Annotated in this window: 20 protein-coding genes; 10 read left to right on the top strand and 10 right to left on the bottom strand. The window is 51.0% G+C overall.

What is annotated here, in order from left to right:
* The first annotated feature begins 34 nt into the window (after positions 1 to 34).
* The gene (locus tag B212_RS0102185; RefSeq protein WP_019908660.1) at positions 35 to 1009 is read left to right on the top strand and encodes an aldose 1-epimerase; all 975 of its coding nucleotides are present in this window, start codon (positions 35 to 37) and stop codon (positions 1007 to 1009) included.
* 101 nt (positions 1010 to 1110) lie between these two features.
* Complete coding sequence (locus B212_RS0102180; RefSeq protein ID WP_019908659.1) at positions 1111 to 1344, top strand: alpha/beta-type small acid-soluble spore protein; 234 nt, start codon at positions 1111 to 1113, stop codon at positions 1342 to 1344.
* A gap of 123 nt (positions 1345 to 1467) precedes the next feature.
* On the opposite strand, the gene B212_RS0102175 is transcribed toward B212_RS0102180, so the two are convergent.
* Both B212_RS0102175 and B212_RS0102170 read right to left on the bottom strand, forming a co-directional pair.
* Entirely contained in the window at positions 1468 to 1878 is a 411-nt protein-coding gene (locus B212_RS0102175) for a hypothetical protein (protein WP_019908658.1), read from the bottom strand.
* A 378-nt stretch (positions 1879 to 2256) separates the two neighbouring features.
* On the bottom strand, positions 2257 to 4056 hold the full coding sequence (locus B212_RS0102170; protein WP_019908657.1) for a M3 family oligoendopeptidase: 1800 nt from the start codon (positions 4054 to 4056) through the stop codon (positions 2257 to 2259).
* 153 nt (positions 4057 to 4209) lie between these two features.
* Here B212_RS0102170 and B212_RS0102165 point away from each other — a divergent pair, with 153 nt between their 5' ends.
* Both B212_RS0102165 and B212_RS0102160 read left to right on the top strand, forming a co-directional pair.
* Positions 4210 to 4401, top strand: coding sequence for a YycC family protein (locus B212_RS0102165; protein ID WP_019908656.1), 192 nt, complete (start codon positions 4210 to 4212; stop codon positions 4399 to 4401).
* Entirely contained in the window at positions 4398 to 4628 is a 231-nt protein-coding gene (locus B212_RS0102160; RefSeq protein WP_019908655.1) for a hypothetical protein, read from the top strand. Before B212_RS0102165 ends, B212_RS0102160 begins: the two co-directional genes overlap by 4 nt.
* Before the next feature lie 129 nt (positions 4629 to 4757).
* On the opposite strand, the gene B212_RS0102155 is transcribed toward B212_RS0102160, so the two are convergent.
* Positions 4758 to 5462, bottom strand: a complete 705-nt coding sequence (locus B212_RS0102155; RefSeq protein WP_019908654.1) for a DUF2225 domain-containing protein — start codon at positions 5460 to 5462, stop codon at positions 4758 to 4760.
* A gap of 31 nt (positions 5463 to 5493) precedes the next feature.
* Positions 5494 to 5877, bottom strand: coding sequence for a globin domain-containing protein (locus B212_RS0102150; RefSeq protein ID WP_019908653.1), 384 nt, complete (start codon positions 5875 to 5877; stop codon positions 5494 to 5496).
* A gap of 383 nt (positions 5878 to 6260) precedes the next feature.
* Between B212_RS0102150 and ylbJ the strand changes: the two genes are divergently transcribed.
* The 4 genes from ylbJ (at position 6261) to B212_RS0102130 (ending at position 11274) form a co-directional block, all read left to right on the top strand.
* Positions 6261 to 7520 (top strand): sporulation integral membrane protein YlbJ, encoded by a 1260-nt coding sequence (gene ylbJ, locus B212_RS0102145; protein WP_019908651.1) that lies wholly within the window; start codon positions 6261 to 6263, stop codon positions 7518 to 7520.
* Between the two features lie 86 nt (positions 7521 to 7606).
* Positions 7607 to 8410, top strand: a complete 804-nt coding sequence (locus B212_RS0102140; RefSeq protein ID WP_019908649.1) for an NAD kinase — start codon at positions 7607 to 7609, stop codon at positions 8408 to 8410.
* 172 nt (positions 8411 to 8582) lie between these two features.
* Positions 8583 to 9755, top strand: a complete 1173-nt coding sequence (locus B212_RS0102135; protein WP_019908648.1) for a stalk domain-containing protein — start codon at positions 8583 to 8585, stop codon at positions 9753 to 9755.
* Between the two features lie 55 nt (positions 9756 to 9810).
* On the top strand, positions 9811 to 11274 hold the full coding sequence (locus tag B212_RS0102130; protein ID WP_019908647.1) for a S41 family peptidase: 1464 nt from the start codon (positions 9811 to 9813) through the stop codon (positions 11272 to 11274).
* A gap of 140 nt (positions 11275 to 11414) precedes the next feature.
* On the opposite strand, the gene B212_RS33595 is transcribed toward B212_RS0102130, so the two are convergent.
* Both B212_RS33595 and lipA read right to left on the bottom strand, forming a co-directional pair.
* Entirely contained in the window at positions 11415 to 12026 is a 612-nt protein-coding gene (locus tag B212_RS33595) for a YutD family protein (protein WP_019908646.1), read from the bottom strand.
* Positions 12027 to 12713: 687 nt separating this feature from the next.
* Positions 12714 to 13616, bottom strand: coding sequence for a lipoyl synthase (lipA, locus tag B212_RS0102120; protein WP_028530560.1), 903 nt, complete (start codon positions 13614 to 13616; stop codon positions 12714 to 12716).
* A gap of 304 nt (positions 13617 to 13920) precedes the next feature.
* Between lipA and B212_RS0102115 the strand changes: the two genes are divergently transcribed.
* A complete protein-coding gene (locus B212_RS0102115; protein WP_019908644.1) occupies positions 13921 to 15009 on the top strand; it encodes a M23 family metallopeptidase in 1089 nt (362 codons plus the stop codon).
* A 12-nt stretch (positions 15010 to 15021) separates the two neighbouring features.
* Here B212_RS0102115 and B212_RS0102110 read toward each other — a convergent pair whose 3' ends face one another.
* From B212_RS0102110 to yunB, 3 genes are all read right to left on the bottom strand, one after another.
* A complete protein-coding gene (locus B212_RS0102110) occupies positions 15022 to 16722 on the bottom strand; it encodes an alpha amylase N-terminal ig-like domain-containing protein (RefSeq protein ID WP_019908643.1) in 1701 nt (566 codons plus the stop codon).
* Between the two features lie 207 nt (positions 16723 to 16929).
* Positions 16930 to 17601 carry an alpha/beta hydrolase gene (locus B212_RS0102105; protein WP_019908642.1) on the bottom strand — a complete coding sequence of 224 codons (672 nt, stop codon included), beginning with the start codon at positions 17599 to 17601 and terminating at the stop codon, positions 16930 to 16932.
* 115 nt (positions 17602 to 17716) lie between these two features.
* Positions 17717 to 18565, bottom strand: coding sequence for a sporulation protein YunB (gene yunB, locus B212_RS30565; protein ID WP_442950107.1), 849 nt, complete (start codon positions 18563 to 18565; stop codon positions 17717 to 17719).
* Between the two features lie 550 nt (positions 18566 to 19115).
* Here yunB and B212_RS0102095 point away from each other — a divergent pair.
* A complete protein-coding gene (locus B212_RS0102095; RefSeq protein ID WP_019908640.1) occupies positions 19116 to 20468 on the top strand; it encodes an IS4 family transposase in 1353 nt (450 codons plus the stop codon).
* Positions 20469 to 20649: 181 nt separating this feature from the next.
* Here the strand turns inward: B212_RS0102095 and B212_RS0102090 are convergent, their stop codons facing one another.
* The gene (locus tag B212_RS0102090; protein WP_019908639.1) at positions 20650 to 21270 is read right to left on the bottom strand and encodes a TVP38/TMEM64 family protein; all 621 of its coding nucleotides are present in this window, start codon (positions 21268 to 21270) and stop codon (positions 20650 to 20652) included.
* Positions 21271 to 21521: the final 251 nt, after the last annotated feature.

The following is a 21521-nucleotide window of genomic DNA, read 5'->3' as shown; positions in this document are numbered from 1 at the left end:
CAGATCACAGTTATTTCAAAGGAGCATATATCTCATGAAACAGGTGACCAAAGGGCAGTGGGGCGGTTATGATACGTACATTCTGCATAGCCGCGAGCTGGAAGTCACGCTTTTGCCGCGACTGGGCAACAACGTCATTTCGCTCTTGGACCGTAAGGAGAACCGGGAAATTCTGCGCCGGCCCGATGAAAGCGACCTGGAATATTATATGCAGAAGCCATATCATTTCGGCATTCCGCTCCTGGTTCCCCCCGGACGAATCCGTCAGGGAAGATTTCAATTTGAAGGCACAAGCTATCAATTCGAACAGAATACGGCGGAAGGCAACCATATTCACGGGCTCCACCGGATACAGTCGTGGTGCGTCAGCGATATTGAAGAGGATGAAGACGGCTGTGCGGTAACAACGGAATTCACTACCACTGATGATGCACATTGGATGGAACAATTCCCCGCTCCGCTTAGATTCGAAATGACGTTCCGCCTTCAGGATAACCGGCTCCGGCAGACCCTCAAGGTCACGCATTTAGGAGACAAGCGTATTCCTTTTGGCATCGGATATCACACCTGGTTCATGCTTGATGGCGAGCCTGACCGCTGGAAGCTGCAGCTCCCGGCTGAAGCTGTCTATGAGCTGAACGATGAGCTGCTGACGAGCGGCAATCTGCTGCCTCTGGATGATTTGAAGGCACTACCGCAAGGCATGAGCCTGAAGAACACTGACCTTGACACCGTATTGCGGATACGAGAGCAGCAGCCTGCAGAGGCTCTGCTGATGCGTGATGACGGCTATGGACTCCGCTATACCGCAGACCAGGACTTCTTCCGTCACTGGGTGATATATACGAAAGGGCAAGCCGAACAATTTCTGTGCATAGAACCTTATACCTGGCTCCCGGATGCACCGAATTTGCCCAAGGATGCTTCTTTTACAGGCATGATCATCTTGGAACCGGGCCAGGCACTGGCTTTGACAAGCACTCTTGAAATGATCTATCCCGAGCTCTAAATTTCATATAATTACCACCCTGCAAACCTTTCGAACCCGTGCATGAATTCTTCTCATAGCGCTCATACTATCTTCACAACGGGCGAAGGAGGTGAACAAACATGGGTCAAGCAGGTCAACAAGGTCGCGGTAGCCGTTCCAACAACCTGGTCGTTCCACAAGCAAACGCAGCGCTTCAGCAATTGAAATATGAAGCAGCGCAGGAGCTTGGTGTAACAATCCCAGCTGACGGTTATTACGGGAACTACACTTCCCGCGAAACCGGTTCTTTGGGAGGTTACATCACCAAACGTCTGGTGCAACTGGCAGAACAACAACTGTCCGGTCGTGCATAGTAACTAGCCTTATCATAAGTATCCCGCCAGGCCAAATGCCTGAAGCGGACTAGCTTCTCAGCCCTCCCGCGCTTCTTCCCAGAAACGCAGGAGGGCTTTTGCATGCGCATATCTATGTATAACTCAGCCGAAGGATTGGTCAGCGTTGCCCGTTTGGACATTGCGGGGGTAACGGATCATCAGGTTGGCCATATTGTAATTGGACTCCAGCGTGGCATCGACTACCACCATTCCCTTGCGGACTGCGAATTCGTAGCTGATCTCTCCATGTGTCCAGCGCCGCTTGTATTTTAGGCTCTCCAAGGCCATAAGCCGGAAGGAGGATTGCTGGCTTGCGGTTAATCCCTCCTGCTCTTCCTCAAACGTGCCGCTTCGTCCGTTCAGCGGATTGTGGCGGATGCCGAATTTGCCAATGGCGTTATTCCTGATTTGCACGAAAACCGTACCGGAAGACAATCCTGACAATTCCTCCTGCAGCTCCTTAAATACCAAATCAATCTGTCGTGCCAGTGATAGTTGTTCCGTTCTTAACATGTGTATCCCCCTAAAAGTTTTGTGAGCATAACTACCTGGCTGTTCTTCGTACAAAACTTGCTTCGCAAGCATTTCCTTAGTTTTGTGCGCTTAACTTACCTGTTAGCACGCCTTATATAAGGCTTTAGGCTCATTATAGGCCACTCCTCAGGGGTGTTCAACATTATTCAACATAATTGGGCATTCATCCCTATAAATGCGCAAATTTCATTATTTTATTATACATATCCTTCTACCAATCGTCTTAATTCGACAAATTTTCGAGTATAATAATAAAAAAAAGACCTCGAATAAGAGGTCTTTGCGTGTTCATTCAAAGCTAATAAAACTTGATTGTAGGCTGCAAAAATATGAAACGCCTTAGTTCAGACAAATTTCTTAGGCCAAATGCTCCGTCATTCTCAAAAATTCGTTAATATCCGCCGTGATCAAATCGGCAGCTCCCTGCCAGAAATCCGGCTGGGTTAAGTCCACACCCAGGTGCTTGGATACCAGATCCTCCAGCGTCATGATCCCCGTATCCCGCAGCAAGCTGTCGTATTTGTCGGCAAAAGAAGCCCCTTCTTGCAGCGCAAGCCGGTATAACCCCGTACTGAACATATATCCAACGGTATACGGGAAATTATAGAAAGGAACGTCGGTAGCATAGAAATGCAGCTTGGCAGCCCAGAAATGCGGATGATATTCAGACAACACACCGCAATAGGCTTCCTTCTGCGCTTCTACCATGAGCGCCGATAATTCTTCGGCATTCACAAGCCCTTCCTTGCGTTTCTCATAAAAACGGGTCTCGAACAAGAAGCGGGCATGAATATTCATGAAAAAGGCGACACTGTTCTGGATCTTCGTTTCCAGCAGGGCCAGTTTTTCTTCATCACTGGACGCCGCCTTCACCTGCGCATCGGCCACAATGACCTCGGCGAAAGTTGAAGCCGTCTCCGCCACGTTCATGGCGTAGTTCTGGTTGAAGTACGGGAGATCGTCCAGCAGGAAGGAATGATAGGCATGTCCAAGCTCATGCGCCAGTGTCGAAACACTGGACGGCGTGCCGCCATATGTCATAAAGATGCGGGATTCCTTGCTTTCCGGGAAAGAAACGCAGAAGCCCCCGGGACGTTTGCCCGGGCGGTCCTGGGCCTCAATCCAGTTGCTGTCGAACGCGCGCTCGGCGAAATCCGCCATCTTCGGACTGAATTTGCGGAATTGCGCAACAATGTCTTTTGCTGCCTCATCATAAGGAATTTTGCCGGAAGATTTGCCTACAGGCGCATCCACATCCACCCAGGCCAGGGATTCCAGCCCCAGAACCTTAGCTTTGCGTTTGAGGTAAGCGACAAGAGCCGGCTTGCTCCGCGTGATGACATCCCACATCATATCGAGTGATTCACGCGACATACGGTTGATGCCAAGCGGTTCCTTGAGCACATCCTCCCAGCCGCGGCCGTTATAAAGATTCAGGCGGAACCCCGCCAGATGATTGAGGGTATCCGCACAATAATCAGCAGCGCCTTCCCAAGCTTCTTCCCATTTGCGGAACATCTTCTTGCGCACATTCGGATCAGCATCATCCAGCTTGTTAAATGCCTGTCCGACGGACAGCAGCTTGGTTCCTTCTTCATCTTCATAGGGAATCTGTATTGCACCAACAATCGTTTCATAATGCTCGCTCCAGCCATGGTATCCATCGACAGCCAAGGACAGCGCAAGGCCTTCAAGCTCGGGACTCATCTTCTCACGGGCCAGATTACGGCTTTCGCTAAGTACAAATTCCAGCGGGGCAACTTCCGGACGGGCCATCCAGAGGCTCCATACTTCATCCGATGTTTGACGCAGCACATTGTCAAATTGTGAGCTGATTCCTTCAAATCCGGCGCGCATCCCTGTAACTTTGGAGGACAGTCTTACAGCCCCTTTGTCCAGTTGATTCTGTGCGCCAAGACAACTGGTGAATTCCGCAGCCTGAATCAGACGGCCGGAGCAGCTCTGCAAGAGTGCTATCACACTATCCAGCTTCTTCGTTGATTCAGCATCCGTTGGAGGGACAGAAGCCAACACCTGCTGCCCCAACACATTAATATCAGTCTCCAGCTTCTTCAAATAGCTCTCAAATTGAGGTGAAGCCGACCCTCCCGGAAAAAAGGAATCAAGCTCCCAATTCAATGATAGCGGTTCTTTCATGCAGTCTCACCATTCCTTCTTATCGCATTTGGTTTTCTTTGTATTTGGCCTGAAGCCATGGTAAAGTGAAGTACGATACAGCACCTGCCCGCAAGATCAAGCTTAAGCTTGCCGCAAGTTATCGCGAACAATACTATTTAGGAGGGCATTCACATGACGCCACTGAAAATCTCGCCTGAGACGGCCATCACGTTATCCAAGCAACTTGGCGTTCCGCTGGAACACTTAATGCATATGCCTCAACATATTTTGCTGCAAAAGATTGCGGAATTATCCAAGAAGCAAGACGGCGGCGCTCCGCAAGACAAAGCGGAAACCCAGCCCCCCGAGAAGGAAGAACAATGATTCCATTCAGCCACACCTGGCCTTATGACATTCTATTGGGCGATCTGTACGTGCAGTACTGCCCGTTCTGCAGCAAGGAGAACATTCTGCTGCCCATGAAGCCGAAGGAACTGCAGACGGTTCGTGACGGCAAAAAAAAGCTGCTGGTCTTTCCCTGCTGCAACACCAGTCTGACGGTCATCGACAACGATAATGACTACCTGCTGTTTGATCAGGCTGTACGCTGACCCTCTGTGTACAGATTAACCCCGGCACACCCATATGACGCACTAGGATAAGCCCCCTGTGCGTTTATTAGGCTTATGTTTCAGAAGACACCCTTCAGCAAGCGCCGAAGGGTGTCTTCCTGAAGCGCTCTATGTAGTTGAAGGCAGTCCATCCGGACTTACTCCGTCCCCCTGCATTTGTTCGCGAAGAATTGCCCACTGCTCACGGGCTGCCCGAATCATCGCGGCATCCATAATTTTCTGATCATTGATCAAGCGGGAAAACCACTTCACGGCATTTCCGAAATCGCTGATGCGGCGGTACAGCTCACCGATCAGGTACATCAGGCGGGCATCGTTCCCGCCGATCCCGTCATTTTCAAACACCTTAACATACATATCAAGCGAATACCGCAAGAAACGCTGCTCCTGCGCTGTATCCCCCTTGTAGCGATACATCCATGCAATATGATGCAGCAGGCTGGCGATAATCCGGTCCTTGTCCTTAATGCTCTGGGCACAGATAAGCGCAAGCTTGTAGGTCTCAAGTGCAGCTTCCCAGTCGCGCTTCTCTCCGAAATCCCGGCTAATCCAGCGTTTGCCCACTTGATCACTGAATGACTTGCGCTGCCAGTCGGCCAGCTTGTCCGCCGAATTCTCCGTAGAGGCAAAACCGCAGCTAGGGCAGACACGTACGACATAATAATCAGGATTCTCGTTCTTGTAATAAGAGCAGAAATCCGCGTCCCGTCGAATAGCCTTCTTGAGGCTTGGACGTACTCTTGAGGTCGAAAACTCATGTTCACAGTTGCAGCAGATAATTTTAATAGAATAAAGAGGTATTAATTCCGGCAAATGCCCTCATCCTTTCACGATCATCTACGCGTTACTCCTGGGGCATGTTGACAAAATGATGCGCAGGTCCCGCGAGCCGGCTCATTACAAACGAACGCAGGGGTTCCTCCACCCCCGTCTCCTCCAGCGCCTCTTTCATGCATTCCAGCCACTCCTCCGCGCGCTCCGGCGTAATAGGAATATGCATATGCCTTGCTCTCATCATCGGATGGCCATGCTGATCTGAATACAGCGTTGGACCGCCAAAAAACTGACTCAGGAATTGATACTGCTTCTCCATAACCGGAGTGATGTCTGCAGGGAATAATGGTCCCAGTTGCGGATGAAGCTGTACCTTGGCATAGAATACCTCCACCAGACGGTGAAGACCTTCAGCGCCCCCCAGGCTGTCGTAAATGCTGTCATTTGGATTCATCGGAGGTTACCAGCTTTCTTCCATATTAATTTAACGCCATTAGTATTATACCAAAATTTACGCCGCACGGTTATCCGCCTTTCGTCAGAAAAAAAGCGCCAAACAATTTGTTCAGCGCCTTGAGTATTTTAATAGGTCCGAAATTCCTCATCACCAGGGGGGACGAGAGAGACCCGGATAACATATACAAAAGCACAAACCAGAACTCCGGCAACTACACTCATCACCATCACTCCATCCCTTATAAGGTGTGCATTAATTAATTTTATAATACCATAATTTCAGTCAAAAAGCACAATGCAATGTAACCGCTTTCCTATATTTTTTGTGCTGTTTGTCCTAATTTCTGCATACATCTAACCATATACCGGGAGGCGTTGATCATGATTCTGAAAAAAACCTACGGCCCCCTGCTGGGCGGCATTCTGGCTGGGTGCATGCTGCTGATGCTGGTCCATCCGGCAAGCTCGCTGGAGGCTGCGCTGCGCGGGCTTGCTGTCTGGTGGGATGTGCTGTTCCCCTCGCTGTTTCCATTCTTCGTGATATCCGAGATCATGCTGGGCTTCGGCGTTGTGCATCTTTTTGGCGCACTGCTTGATCCGCTCATGCGTCCGCTCTTCAACATACCCGGCAGCGGCGGCTTTGTAGCGGCTATGGGATATGTATCAGGATACCCTGTCGGCGCCAGATTAACCGCCAAGCTGCGTGAGCAGGAGCTGATTAACCGCCTGGAAGGCGAGCGGCTGGTGGCCTTCACTACCTCCTCCGACCCGATCTTCCTGCTGGGCGCCGTCTCCGTCGGATTCTTCCACGATGCCTCAATAGGGCTGATCCTGGCACTCGCTCATTACGGGGGCGGCTTAATTGTCGGGCTGCTCATGTCGTTCCACGGACGGCGGGAGCCTCTATCCGGCGGGACGGTTGTGCCGGCGGAGCCTGATGTGCATAAGGGAACTCCAGCCGCTTCCAGCCCCGGCAGACTTGCCCTGGCGCTGCGGTCCATGGCCGAAGCCCGCCGGAAGGACGGCCGGAATCTGGGCGAACTCCTGAAGGGTGCAATTCAATCCTCATTACAGCTAATTATTGTCGTTGGGGGTCTGGTTGTGTTCTTTAATGTGCTGATGGAGCTGCTGGCCCGCGCAGGAATCATGTCTATACTCTTTACAGGTACAGCAAATCTGCTGCAAGTGGCGGGTTTTCCTTCGGAGCTGTCCAAAGCTCTGGTCAGCGGCTTCTTCGAGGTCACGCTGGGCGCCCGTTCGGCCGGAGCAGCAGCCTCGGCGCTGCCCCTGCAATTCAAAGCCGCCGCCGCAGCCTTTATTCTCTCCTGGGGCGGGTTGTCTGTGCATGCGCAGGTGGCCAGTATCCTGAACGGCACAGGACTGCGTTATCTGCCCTTTATGGCCGCACGGCTGATCCATGCCTTCCTGTCAGCGGGACTGGTCCTGCTGCTCTGGAAGCCCGTAGTCGGCTCGGGGCTCTCCAGAGATTTTGGCTCCACGCCAGCCGCCGCAGGCTTTGTCTCGCCGGGTTCCGGCCTTGCAGGAAGTCTAAGCCTGCTGGGCATTCTGCTCGGCGCGCTGCTGCTGCTCTCGCTGCTGTCCTGGCTGCTCCGCAGGATACCACGCTTGCGCCGCCGCTGACTTTTCGCTGCAACAAATATTGTGTTCCGCGTCAAGATTGATTATGATCGGTGTATGACTGAATCAGACAAAGGAGCCTATACACCTTGAGATATTATGTTCTGGACCGCGGAGACGAACTGTCCAGCGAACTTGCAGAGCAATTTCATAAGCTGGCAGCAGAGCGGAACCTGGAGCTGGATGCCGAATCTCCTGAAATTGTTGTTTCGATTGGCGGGGACGGCACCATGCTGCATGCTTTTCATACCTTTATCAATCAGATTTCCAATCTGGCCTTTGTAGGTGTTCATACCGGGCACTTAGGCTTTTATGCAGACTGGAAGGTCGATGAGCTGCCTACCCTGATTGATTATATGTGTGGAATTGGCGATTCCGGGCCCCATAAGCCCCGCATCGTCCAGTATCCGCTGCTCGAACTTGAGATCCACAAGAAATCAGGTACCACCTCGCATATTGCCCTTAACGAGTTCACCCTGAAAGGGGTAGATGGTACTGTTGTCATCCAAGTAGACATTAATGATGTTACCTTTGAAATGTTCCGGGGCGATGGCTTGTGCATCTCCACTCCATCAGGCAGCACTGCCTATAACAAAAGCCTTGGCGGCGCCATGGTGCACCCTTCCATTGAAGCGCTGCAGATTTCCGAGATTGCGTCGATTAACAACCGGGTCTTCCGGACGATGGGCTCGCCGCTGCTGCTGCCCAAGCATCATCACTGCGATATTTTTTCGCGCAAGGACCAGCGCCTGCTGCTGACGGTTGACCATAACAATATTCCTGTGGATGATCTGATCTCTGTCCGTTGTCAGGTATCCAGCCAAAAAATCAGCTTTGCCAGGTACCGGCCGTTTCCGTTCTGGGAACGGGTCCGCGAAGCGTTCCTGATCTAATTAAGCAAACAGAAAGCCGGAGATGCGGGAGCATTTCCGGTTTTCTTATGGGCTTTAACCCGTTAACATTTCTCTTAAAATAAGCTTACATGTTTGGATAGACAGCAGGAAAAAACGGATGGTATAATGAACCTATTTTACAAAGAGCTGTTATTTTAAAGGAGAGAGATTATTGAAAAGATTATTATCCCTGCTTGGCATAAGTTTGCTGGCCCTCACGCTGGCGGTTCCCGCTTTTGCCGCAGAAAAACCGATTAAGGTCTACATTAACGGAAGCAATGTTGCTTTTACCGCCGGCTCTCCTTATCTGTACAACAATACAGTGCTGGTTCCTTTCCGTGTAGTATTTGAGAAGCTGGGGCTTAAGGTGCTCTGGGATGCCAAGACGGGAACAGTCACCGGAACCGGTTCGAATCTGGAAATCCGGCTGAAGGTCGGCAGCAACCGGGCAACCGTCAACGGGCTTGTCAAGAAATTGACCACAGCGCCTGTCGCAACTAGCGGCACGACATACATACCCTTGCGTTTCATCGCAGAAGCTACCGGCGGCACAGCCGTCTGGGAATCAGCAGGCAGAACCGTACAGATCACCACCGCCGTATCCGCTGCAGCCGATGAACAGGAGATTACAGCGCTCATCCAATCCTCTATACAGTACTTAAATGAGGAGAATGCAAAAGGCTTCTACTCCCTTTTCATATCAGAGCAGGGTCAGACGGAAGCCATTGAGAGCATGAATGATTATTTCAAAAGCTATGATGTGAAAAACTCCATTGATAGCCTTAAGATCCTGAGCCTTCAGAGCAATGAAGCCACTGTCTACACCAAGGAAAGCTCCGTTCGGACAGGCGGCCGCTATCTTCCTGACGAGCAGATTGAATATTTGTATAGTCTGGTCCGCAAGAACGGGGTGTGGAAGATCTCTGGTTCGGAGGCACAGAATCGTTCAATTCTGCTGACGCGGGAGCAAGGAATGGCCGCTGCGGTAATTCCGCAGAACGACGCTTCTGTTATTAAAGACAATCTGAGCAAATATTTACAAGCGATGAGCGCTAAGAATGTGGACGGCGTCCATGCGCAAATGACCTCATACGGCCCAGAATATGATGACGCAAGCAAGAAGGATACCGCAGACTTCTTCAATAAATATAACATCAGCTACACATTGAATGATGCGAATGTCTTCTATTATGGCGGAGATGAAGCGGCGGTGTATGTGGAAACCTCGGTTAAAGACGCCGATTCAGGAGAGAGCTACAAGCAGTCCTTAATTTTTATTTTCTCCAAGTCGGACAGCGGTGCATGGACCATTGACGACAACTACCATGTTGCCTATTCTGAATAACAATCTTAAGGACCATGTCATTATAAATCTCATATAAAAAAGGGTGTATCTAATTATGAAATCAGGCAAGTTAATAACCACTGTTCTTAGCGGCTGTCTGGCTGTATCCCTTGTTCTTGCTCCGGCTGCGCTGGCGGCGGACAGCACTCAGACTACTGATGCTGCAGCCAGCACCAAGGCGGCTTCAAGCACCGATATTATTAATGAAATTATGGAGTATTTGGAGAAATACAACGTTGAGGGAGTGGACAAGGATAAGCTCGTCCGCGGAGCCATTGACGGTATGGTGGACACGCTTGATGATCCTTACAGCCAGTACTTTGACGCAGATGAGGCGGCTGAATTTAGCCATCAGGTCGATCTCGAATATGTGGGTATCGGTGTCAGAATGATGTACAGCTCGAATGATCTGTACATTGAAGAAGTAATGCCTGGTTCTCCAGCAGAAAAAGCCGGCCTGAAGCGCGGCGATACCATTCTGAAAATCAATGGTGTGAAGATCGAAGATACGCAAGGCGATGAGCTAGGCGGTAAAGCCGGCACGAAAGTTACACTGCTCGTAAAAAGAAACGGAGCGCTTAAAACTTACTCTGTCGTGCGCAGCGATATTGAATCGGTATCTGTGACCAGCAAAATCCTCGGACAGAAGGTTGCCTACATTTCCATCAGCGGCTTCACTCAAAATGCCGACGAAGAGTTCTCTGCCGCACTGGACAAAATGCGCGCCGCCGGCATGAAATCGCTTGTGCTCGACCTGCGTGACAATACAGGCGGATACATGGATTCCGCCTATAATATCGCCTCTAAATTCATGGACAAAGGGATTATGATGTACACCTCCGATGTAAGCGGAGCCTTGACCCCTGTTGCCATTACCGACGGCAGTAAAATCGGGGTGCCGGTTGTGGTGCTGACCAATGAATACACCGCCAGTGCTTCTGAAGCGCTGACCGGCGCACTGCGCGATAATAAGCTGGCCACGGTCGTCGGTACGCGTTCCTTCGGTAAAGCCCGGATTCAGAGCCTCATCCCTGTCTCTGGCGGAGCACAGCTCAAGCTGACAACACAAAAATATTTGACACCAAACAAAGAGGATTTCAACCACATCGGGCTGTCGCCTGACATTGAGGTCCAGGGCAAAACCGCCCAATTAATTACCGCCCTGCAGCTTGCCGGAATGACCAGCATCAGTGCCTCCGGGGATAATCATATTCTCGATATTAACGGCATTCCTTTTGTTGGAAATGTTGGACTCTTGAAGCAGGGAGACAAGATTTACGCTTCAGCCAAGGTGCTTGCTGCCCTTACTGAAAGTGAACTCACTTGGGACTCCAAGAGCAAGAAGGTAATTATTACTACCGGTGCCGGCACCGTTTACGGATTCGCCCAGGCTACCAAAGAGGGAATCATCTATAATAATGAGACCTATATTGAATTAAACGCCTTTAAAAAGAAATTCCCGACAATTACATGGAGCTATAACAGCTCCCAGAACCAATTAAAGCTAACTGTAAAATAACAAGCGTCGATCTCCATAACAAGGGTGTCTTGAAGCCACGAATGAACCGGCTGCCAAGGCACCCTTCTTTTATTTCAGAAAAAAAGAGTGCCTCATGCTGCCGTTATCGTACCGGCACCTGAGACACTCTTGCTGTTTCATTAGTTCGAAGGATTCTGCGGCTGACCCGAAGACTGGCTTTGCTGTGGTCTGCCTTGGGTTTCCTTATAATTTTTCTTATTCTGGGCGTCTCTGTTCCGGTGATTCCGGCTCTGATGCTCCCGTACGGGTCTGTCCTTGGCGGCATTCTCCTTAACCGGGGCGGACAAGCCCTTGTCACGGGCTGGAGAAGCCTGATTCGAAGACGGCCTGGATGGCTTGACTTGCTCTTCTTTTTCCAATGCGGCCGCTTCAGGGGAATCCAGTTCTGCTTCTTCATCCGCACTGGCTACCGAAGGCTCTTTGATCAGAATATCCTTGAAGGTACCGTCTTTAGGCAGCTCCTTCAGCTTGTGCAGCACAAAATAGGCGCAGCCAAAATTGCAGTATTCATTAATGTAATCCACCATGCCCGAAATCGCCGTGTCCCGGCTGACCTTCGGATGGTTATCCCGGTAAAAGCCTTTTAACCGTAATTGGCTATAACCCCAGTCACCGATAATGTAATCGTAACGGTCCAGCACCTCGCTGTATCTTCCGCGAAATGCCTCCGGGTTCCAGCCGTCCTTGTGATCCAACATGAGCTCGTAGCCTTTTCCACCAATAACGATCAAGCGTTTGTCGCCTGCCTTTCGGATGTGAGTAGGGAGGCGTTGATGAAGCCGTCATTCCGCGGGTTTTTGGATTTCCGGTCGCTGTTGTTGTCTGATTTCCTCATTTGAACCGCTAGGCGGTTGAAATCAGACAACTGCTTATGCTTACGATGCCAGCTTTCCTACGGAAAGCTCTCAGGCGAACGCTACGCTCCTCCAATTCCAAAATCCCTCTCCATGACTCCCTCAACGCGGGAGGGGTAGAGCAAACACCCAAAGAGCGGGTTGATTGCTGGCGCTCCAACCTAAACCATTAACATTAAACCCTAAAAACCTTAAAGACTAAACCTTAAACTTTAAAGACTAAACCAGTAAACCTTAAACCTTTAAAACATAACAAACAATACAAATCGGCCAAAGGCCGGAGGTTAAGTGGAATTAGTACCACTAATTTGCTTAAATCGGTGGCACACGCACATTTAGTGGGAATTTGTATACCTAATCGGGGAATAAACAGGCACTATCGCTCTATTTGGTCAGATTAACTGTACTTTTTCCCACTAATTCCGGTTTGAACTCATAATGATTCTGATTAGTTGTACTTTTTCCACTTAACTTTTTAATTCAATGAGGTGCAGATAGCAGAGTCCTTCCACAGCCAGGAATTTGCTCTCTTTCCGGCAGCCAAGGTCGGGCAAGCCGTTCACTTTACAGAATAACAGAACGCTCCTCACGCGCAGCAGTGGCGGACTTAACCTGCTCATGCGCATGATAGGAGCTGCGGACCAGCGGGCCGGACTCCACATGGCTGAAGCCGCGCTTCATTCCTTCGTCCTTGAGCTTCAGGAATTCTTCCGGTGTGTAGTATTTCTCCACATTCAGATGCTTAGGGGTAGGCTGCAGGTATTGGCCTATTGTCAATATATCACAATCCACCGCCCGCAAATCATCCATCGCCTGAAGAATTTCATCCCATTCCTCACCGACGCCAAGCATAATGCTTGATTTGGTAGGGATATCCGGCTTGATCTCCTTCGCTCTGCGCAGCAGCTCCAGGGACCGGCGGTATTTGGCTCTGGCCCGTACACGGTCGCTCATCCGCTCCACCGTCTCGATATTGTGATTCAGAATATCCGGGCGGCTGTTCATTACAATCTCCAGGCTGTCCCGGTCTCCAAGAAAATCCGGAATCAGCACTTCCACACTGCACAGCGGGAGACGCTTGCGAATCGCGGCCACCGTCCCGGCAAAAATCGCCGCACCGCCATCCTTCAGATCATCGCGGGCTACACTTGTGACTACACAATGCTTCAGCATCATGTTCTCTGCCGCCTCGGCCACACGCTCAGGCTCCAGCAGGTCCAGCTCAGTCGGCAAGCCTGTGTTCACGGCGCAGAACCGGCAGGCCCGGGTACAGATGTCCCCCAGAATCATAAATGTAGCTGTGCGGTTGGCCCAGCATTCATAAATATTCGGGCAGCGCGCTTCCTCACATACGGTATGCAAGGTTTTGGAGCGCATCATGCCTTTAATTTCCTGATAGTTATCACCAGTAGTTAACTTGATCTTGATCCAGTCTGGCTTGGGTTGTTTGGCTGTTCGATTAGACAAGTGTTGAACCCCGCTTTCGCCTGAATATTTGCTTCTCAAGGTTAAAAGTTGCTGCCTCATATTATAGCATGTGCAAGGGGCAAATGCCTGTTTTTGTGAACACTTTTAGGCAAGAACGGATAAAAATAACCCTTTTGCTTCAATCTAAAAGAAAAGCACCCTATCCGGGTGCCGTTCGATGACAAATAGAAACGGCTGCGCCGTCCTCTGGCAGAGGCGGCATCCGTTTCAGCGAGAAATAGAAGGATGATTTATAGCGTGAAACATATAATTCCTTATATTTGGACAAATGGAGGTTGTTATCATGCTTACCCTGTTCAAGAACTGCAACAAGCGGAGAACACTGCTCTGTCTGTCTGCCGCTTCCCTGCTGCTCAGCGGAGGTCAATTCGCCGCAGCCAACGCTGCTGGGCAGGACTGCCTGCTGCCCACAGCCGCATTCAGCGGAGGTTCAGTCCACAGCAAGGAGAACAGTGCCATCGCCCGCAAGGAGCTGTACGAGCAAATGAGCGCGGCCACAGGGATATCCTGGTTCAGATTCGCCGCCATCGACCAATACGAGCGGACGATGATCAAGAAGAAGAACAGCAGTGACAAGGTACAAGCACACCCGCGCCTTACCGGAATCAATATACCGGCACCGGTGTGGTCCGGTCCGCTTAATCCGGATCAGGAGGACCGGTCGCCGCAATCAATCAGTTTTTTTGGAGGTTTTGGCCGTGACGGCTCAGGAGATGGGGTAGCCGATCCTGACAATGACGCCGACGTGCTCTACAGCATGGCAAGCCATCTGTTGAAGTACGGAGATTCCCCCAGCGACTTCAACATCGGTGTCTGGGAATATTACCATAACGGACGCGCCACACAGCGGGTTGCGCAATTCGCCAAGCTGTACGAGCATTTCGGACGGCTTGACTTGTCGGGCAGCGCTTTTCCCCTGCCGGTCGGAACAACCTACTCCTACAACAGCACCTGGGGGACCGGCAGAAGCTGGGGCGGAGCGCGCATCCATGAAGGGACAGATCTATTCACCCCGCATGGCATGACCGTGCGCAGCACCTGCATCGGCGTAGTCGAGACCAAGGGCTGGAACCGTTTTGGCGGCTGGAGAATCGGCATTCGCGATATTGAGAACCGCTACCACTATTACGCGCACTTGGCCGGATACGAGAAATCCATCGCCCGGGGAGATATTGTAGTGCCGGGACAGACCATAGGCTGGGTAGGCAGCTCGGGCTACGGCAAACCCGGGACACAGGGCAAATTCCCTCCGCATCTGCATTACGGGATCTACCGCGACCGGGGAATCACAGAATGGGCCTTTGATCCTTACCCGCTGCTGAAGCAATGGGAGAACCAGGAGTTCAGAGCATTGAAAAAACACAAGAAATAACACCGTCAGTTACTATTGCAGCATTAGACAGCCAAAAGGCGCTACTTCCACCAGGACACGGTTCCCGCTGCGGAGGGTCTCTCCGGTCAACAGGTCAGTCAGCTTATCAGCATCTGGACGGAAGGGACTTAACTCCAGTTGATAGCTGTTCGGAGAATTATTGATGATCAGTCCGATTTTGTTCTGCCCGCTGCTGCGCACATATCCCAGGACATTGCGGGCCTCATCCGTAAACCAAGGACGGAAAGAACCCTGCCGCAGCACCTCATGCTCTTTTCTCAGCGCGATCAGCTTGGTGTACCAGCCGTGCAGTGCGGTATTCTGTTGCTCCTCCTGCCACAGCATCGGCTTACGGCAATGCGGGTCCGTCGCCCCCTCCATGCCGACTTCATCCCCATAGTAAATCATAGGCATGCCAATATAGGTCATCTGGAAAAATACAGCCAGCCGCATCCGCGGCAGCGCCGTGTTCTCCCGGTCCCAGCCGCGTCCGCCCAGCTTACAGGCCGTCAGAAAACGCAGTGTGTCATGGCTGCCGAGCAACTGGAACATGGCGGTATTGGCCTGATCGTTGCAAAGGGCTTCCAGATGAAGCAACTGTTCACTAAAACGCACCGGGCCAATGGATTGCTCGGCAAAAAATTCCAGCACCGCATCGCGCAGGATATAATTCATCCCGCCGTCGAACTGGTCGCCCCGAAGCCACGGACCTGAGTCATGCATGACCTCGCCGATCAGCAGCAGCTCAGGAAATTCTGCCTTCAGCTCCCGGCGGAACCGCGTCCAAAATATCGGAGACACCTCGTTGGCCACATCCAGACGCCAGCCGTCAATTCCCGCCTCCCGGACCCAATGCTTGGCTACACCCATCATATAATCGGCCACCTCGGGGTGCTCCATATTCAGCTTGGGCATATGCGCCTCTGCTTTGGCAAAGGTCTCATAATTCGGCGAGGGGGACTGCGTTACCGGGAAGGAGCGGATAAAGAACCAATCCTTATATTTCGAAGCCTCCCCTTTCTCCAAGACATCCTTGAAGGCAAAAAAAGTATCGCCGGCATGATTGAACACGGCATCCAGCAGCACCCTGATCCCATGACGGTGCGCCTGGTCCACCAGAGCCTTCAAGCCCTCAGTATCGCCAAAGGCGGGATCAACCCTATAGTAATCCGAGGTGTTGTACTTATGCTCGGAAGGGGACTCGAAGATGGGCGTCATATACATAACGGTAACGCCCAACTGCTCCAGATAGGGAATTTTGTCGCAAATCCCTTTCAGGGTTCCCCCGTTATAGCTGCTGGGATAAATCTGATAGACAACCGCATCCGAAGTCCAGGAAGGCAGCTTAAGCGCCTCCGGGCGATGCAAATAAGCATATTGAAAAGAGCCTGCACGCTCCCTGCTCTCCGCCGTTCCCCGCTCCCCGTACCACAAATACTCACCGGCCGAATTCTGCACATGGAACATATATCTGCATTTGCCCGTTTCCGTATAGAGGATTGCCTCATAAATCTCATAGGCACCTGCAGAGCCTACCCGCTCCATCAGCAGCGGAATTTCACAGCCTGGTGAATCGTAACGGTCAGAATGAATCACAGTACAGGTCAGTTGCCGGCCATTTTGCACAAATAGCCGCAGCTTCAACGCACCGGGACCTACCGGAAAAGCAAAGGGATCTTCGGCGGTATGATATAAAAACCAGCGGGTTGGCATATTTTACATAGCTCCTTTTATTGTAGGATGATGCTGTTTTTACAAAATATAATCGTATATCACATCAAGGGAAACCGGTTTCCTAACTAGAAAGTATCATACCCGATTGTGCGTTGTCAATGAACAAGGACTCTTCCTTGCCACGCAAAAAAGCCTCCTCAGCTCATTCGTGAAGGGGCTTGGCTATAACTCATACATGGGGGCACATCAATCTTCGGAGCTTTGAATGAACCTCAATATCTCATTCATCACATATTCGCTGTCATCGCAATAGCAGAGCATGTGTCCACTGTTCTTCACGAGCAGCAATTGCTTGCGGCCGGCAGGAATAGTCTGTTGCAGGTAAGCCGCGCTTTTGGGCTTCACCAGATGATCTCTTGTGCCCTGCACTATCATTGTCGGCGTCTTGATCTGCGGATAAATTTCAAAGCTCTCACGGACCAGCCGCAGAAATTCTCTGGTGGCCTTCCCTGGAGTGGAGCCGAATTTGCTCAGATAATTCCTGATCATCACCGGGCTGACGAGCGTCCTCAGAATCTCTACCGGATTGAGTGGAAACACCGGAGCAGACAACAGCGTAAGCGATTTGATCCGGTCCCGGTACTGTACCGACAGCCCGGAAGCAATAAGCGCTCCGGTGGAAAAGCCTATCAGATTCACCTTCCCGCCCCCATCATGGCGCAGCAGCTCCTGCAGCTCGTCCTCAGCGCTTTGCCGCCAATCATTTCTATCCGATTGAAGCAGAGCATGCCGGCTGCCTCCGTGTCCTTTTAGCGTAAATGTTCTGACAGGGTAATTATGCCGCTCCATAAATTGTGCCAACGGAGAGATTTCGTATTCGCCCCCGGTAAAGCCATGTATAAATAAACAACTGTCCATATACACCCTCTTCTCGCCGTAAATGATCGTAAGACCAGGCGATATGGTTATCCGCTTCATTTCATCCATATTATGAAAAATAAACCTTGGCAGTCAAGCCGCCAAGGTTCGTATCTTATTCTCCCTGCTGTCCGGGGTCCGCCCCGGCATCGCCGGCGTTTGAGGACGGCTCATTAACCGTTCCGCTGCCCGGTGTGCTGACATTGCCGCCTCCTTCGTTCACCGGAGCATCTTTTTCCGTCCCGCCATTCTTCTCCCCGCTTACAGGCGGGGCGGGAATGGCAATTCCCGGGGCGCTGCTGCCGTTTGTTCCCACAGGCTGACCCTGATTGTCGTAGTAATACATCGGCACATCACCGACAACCATCAGATAGGAGACGGGAATTTCCGTATCCACCACCTGAGGTTTCATATCGAACGGAATCACAACCGCCACCTCAGTGACAATATGAATGTAGACCTCGACGAGAATCATGTTAATTCCCGCATCCTTCTGGCGGGTGTTCAGCTCCACCTTGACCGCGCCCTGCGGCTCGACCTTGATCGGCACATCCGGTCCATAGGAAGCTATGAGCGAACTTCCGAGCGCCTGGCCGAGCGGGATATGCTCCGTCTGATTGCGGAGCTGCTGCAGCGTGGACTGGATAACCTCCGCCGCCTGCGAGGTAATGCGCATATGCTCCCTATAATTGAGCATGAAGCCTGAGATTTTACCGTTTTTGTCCGTCTTCCAGTCAATCAGCGCCTCGGCGTTTCCGCCGTCGGCCACTTGGGAGTTGATCGCCTTATTAATCGCTTCCGTAGCGATTTGCTTCACACGGATTTGCGCCAGATGAAGTATCGGCGGCTTCAAATGCTGCTCCACGTAACGCAGTCCCTGCAATACGGCCAGAATGAACAGAAGGCTGAAGATGATCCAGAATCTGCCTCGTCTCCGCGGCTTCTGCCCCCGTACTGTGGGGATATTGGCTGCTCCTTTCCGCTCGCTTCGTCTGAACAGCCTGAATGGCGTTCTGCTTCTTGGGACCCGATACTGTGCTCCCTGGTCGGACTGACGGAGGCCCGTCTTTGCCGGTTTTGCCTTAAATGCCGGACTGCACCCCGCCAGTCTGGGAATGCTGTCTCTGGATGGCCGCGCCTTGAACGATGGACTGCGGCCCGCTGCTCTTGGCATGCCGTCCCAGCTCAGCTTTGGCAGCCGCAGGCGGCCCAGGTTCGGCACCCTTGCTCTTCGGCTCCCCCATTTTCTGATTCTGCCCATGCCCTTCCCCTCCCAAGATTCCCGGAGGTCAAGCCGCCTCCATGTACTATAAGGCTATTCGGGCAAAGCGCAAAATAACCCCAAAAAGTGGGCCATATCTATATAACTCAACTTTCGCACCTTGAAAAATGGCTTAAACCCTTGAGCGCGTAAGGAGAACTCAGTAAAGTTAATCGAATTGACAAAAACACCTCGCTTGTTTGGTATCATGGAAGTGTCGAGCTTCATGCCAACAAGAAAGGTGCGTAATCCTATGTTACAACATCATTCCCTATCTGACCAGTCTCGCTTCTCCAAACTTTTTGTTCGTCTTCATATCGGAAAAACCTTGCGACAAGCGGGAATTTCTAAATCGTTTGGTCTTTCCAGTCTAGCCATTTTTCAAATCCTGTTCTCTTTGGTCTTCGAAGGAAAGAACTGGTTTCGTCTGCTGGAAAGTGACCGCGCAGCAGATCTTCCTGGCAAAGACGTCATCTACCGTTTTTTAAACCAAGCTTCTTTTGCATGGCGACGCTTTCTGCAGGCTTTAAGTCTTCGCATTGTACGACATTTCGAATCGCTCATTTCGCCGCATCGCGTACGTGTCTTCATTATCGACGATTCCGTTTTGAGTCGTAACCGGAGCAAAAAAGCAGAGCTGTTAGCACGCGTTTTTGACCATTCCACGGGCAAATTCACGAAAGGCTACACCATGCTAACTCTAGGGTGGTCGGACGGCTTTAGCTTTGCTCCCCTTGATTTTGTCATGTTGTCTTCCGCCAAACTGACCAATCGGTTATGCGAAATGTCTGGGACTCTCTCCAAGCGCAGTCAAGGGTACAAACGTCGGCTGGAGGCTTTTTTGCGCAAACCAGATGCGGTGGTCACTATGCTAAAACAGGCGCTGCGTGCAGGATTTACCGCCGACTACGTGCTTATGGATAGCTGGTTCACCCAAGCTCCACTTCTTCGCGAACTCGCCTCGCAGGGACTTCCTGTCATTGGCATGGTGAAAGAGTTGAAGCAGCGGTATCTCGTGCAAGGCAAACGCCTGACACTGCGTGAGGTGTTTCAAAGTCTTCCGGCCTCCACGGCAAAAGACGTGAAAGGCTCCGTCATCGTGCAAACGGCTTGTGGGTTACCGGTGAAGCTTGTTTTTGTCCGCAACCGGAATAAAAAACGGGAATGGCTAGCCCTGTTAAGTACCGATGTGACGCTGGATGCCGCTGCAATTGTACGGATTTACGGCATGCGCTGGAGCATTGAGACCTTTTTCAAAGTCACGAAAAGCTATTTAAAACTCGGAACCGAATTTCAAGGCCGATCTTTCGATGGGTTAATTAGTCACACTACAATTGTATTCAGCCGCTATTTGGTGATGGAATTCGAACGGCGTCAGTCGAGTGATGACCGGACCTTAGGAGGACTTTTCTTTCTTTTTGCTGACGAAGTCCGCGATCTGGACTACCAGACCGCACTTCAGCAGCTCATGAGTTTGTTTCTCGAAATGGCCCAGGCTAAAACGAAGAAGAACAAAACGACTGTTTTTTGTCAACTACAGGAATGGATTTCCGGTTTGCCCAGCTATATCAAGGGTTTGTTTAAAGTATTGAGCTGCGAAAGTTGAGTATATAAGTTAAACTAAAGAAAATATAAAAAGGGCGGAAGTGACGGAGGGGAAGTTTGGATACTTACGGAGCGGTAGTGACCGCACCAGACCCAATATGAAATCAATAATTCAATTTATATAGCAGCAAAAAAAGAAGAACACTTCCCCGGGTGAACCCCTTGGAAATGTTCTTCTCATATTATCCTTTTGATTCCAGCCTGCTCCGCTTATCCTCCTGCAGATGTCCCCAATGTCGGCGGATGAAGATTCCGATAAGAATCACAATAAAAACTCCATACCACGTTAAATAGCCGTCCCATTCCTCCCGCGGGACAATAAGGGTCGAGCTGATCGTTCCGAACAGCCAGATGTACGAAAGATTGCCAAGCACCGTTCCCCAGATAAAAGCCGATGCCTTGATCGGTGAAACGGCCGACATGAAATTAATAATATTGCTGGGAATGATCGGCACTGTGCGCAGCAGCACCAGCGTCCAGATCCCGTATCGGTCCAGGTAACGCTGCCACTTGTCATAGCGCTTCAGCTTGGAGCGCCACTTGCGGTCGAACCAGTTAAAGAGGTAACGCCGGAAGAGGAAGTACATCAGCACCGCACCCAGATTGCTGGCCAGCCAGCTAATCAGCATACCACCGATAACATCAAATACGGACACATGCAGAACAATCAATGCCGCTAAAGGAAAAAATCCGAACAAGCTCTGCAGCAGCGCCAAAGGAACGGTGACGAACAAAATATACGGCCCGCTAAGCCCAAGCGTCTGCAGCAGCCAATCAATCCAGGCGTTTATAGTCTCTGTCATGGAGCAGCCTCCTTTCTGGATTCCTTGAAGCAGCGCTGACTAACTTCTTTGTCTTCAAGAAAAACACCCCTTCCGGGGTGTTTAATGAACGAGTCTGCTGTATAACGATGCGTATGAAAAGAACATATCATCTTAGTGCACAGGGGTGTACAAGAGTGTACAAGTTACAGAATTGTAGCCTTTGGTTTTCTACATCATAGCACACAACATCGGCCGCTGCAAAAACTGAGCATTCATACATATCTCTTATT

The organism is Paenibacillus sp. HW567 (assembly GCF_000374185.1).
Taxonomy (GTDB): domain Bacteria; phylum Bacillota; class Bacilli; order Paenibacillales; family Paenibacillaceae; genus Paenibacillus_AQ.
Note: the sequence above shows the minus strand (reverse complement) of the source record. Positions and strands in the feature narration are given on the sequence as shown.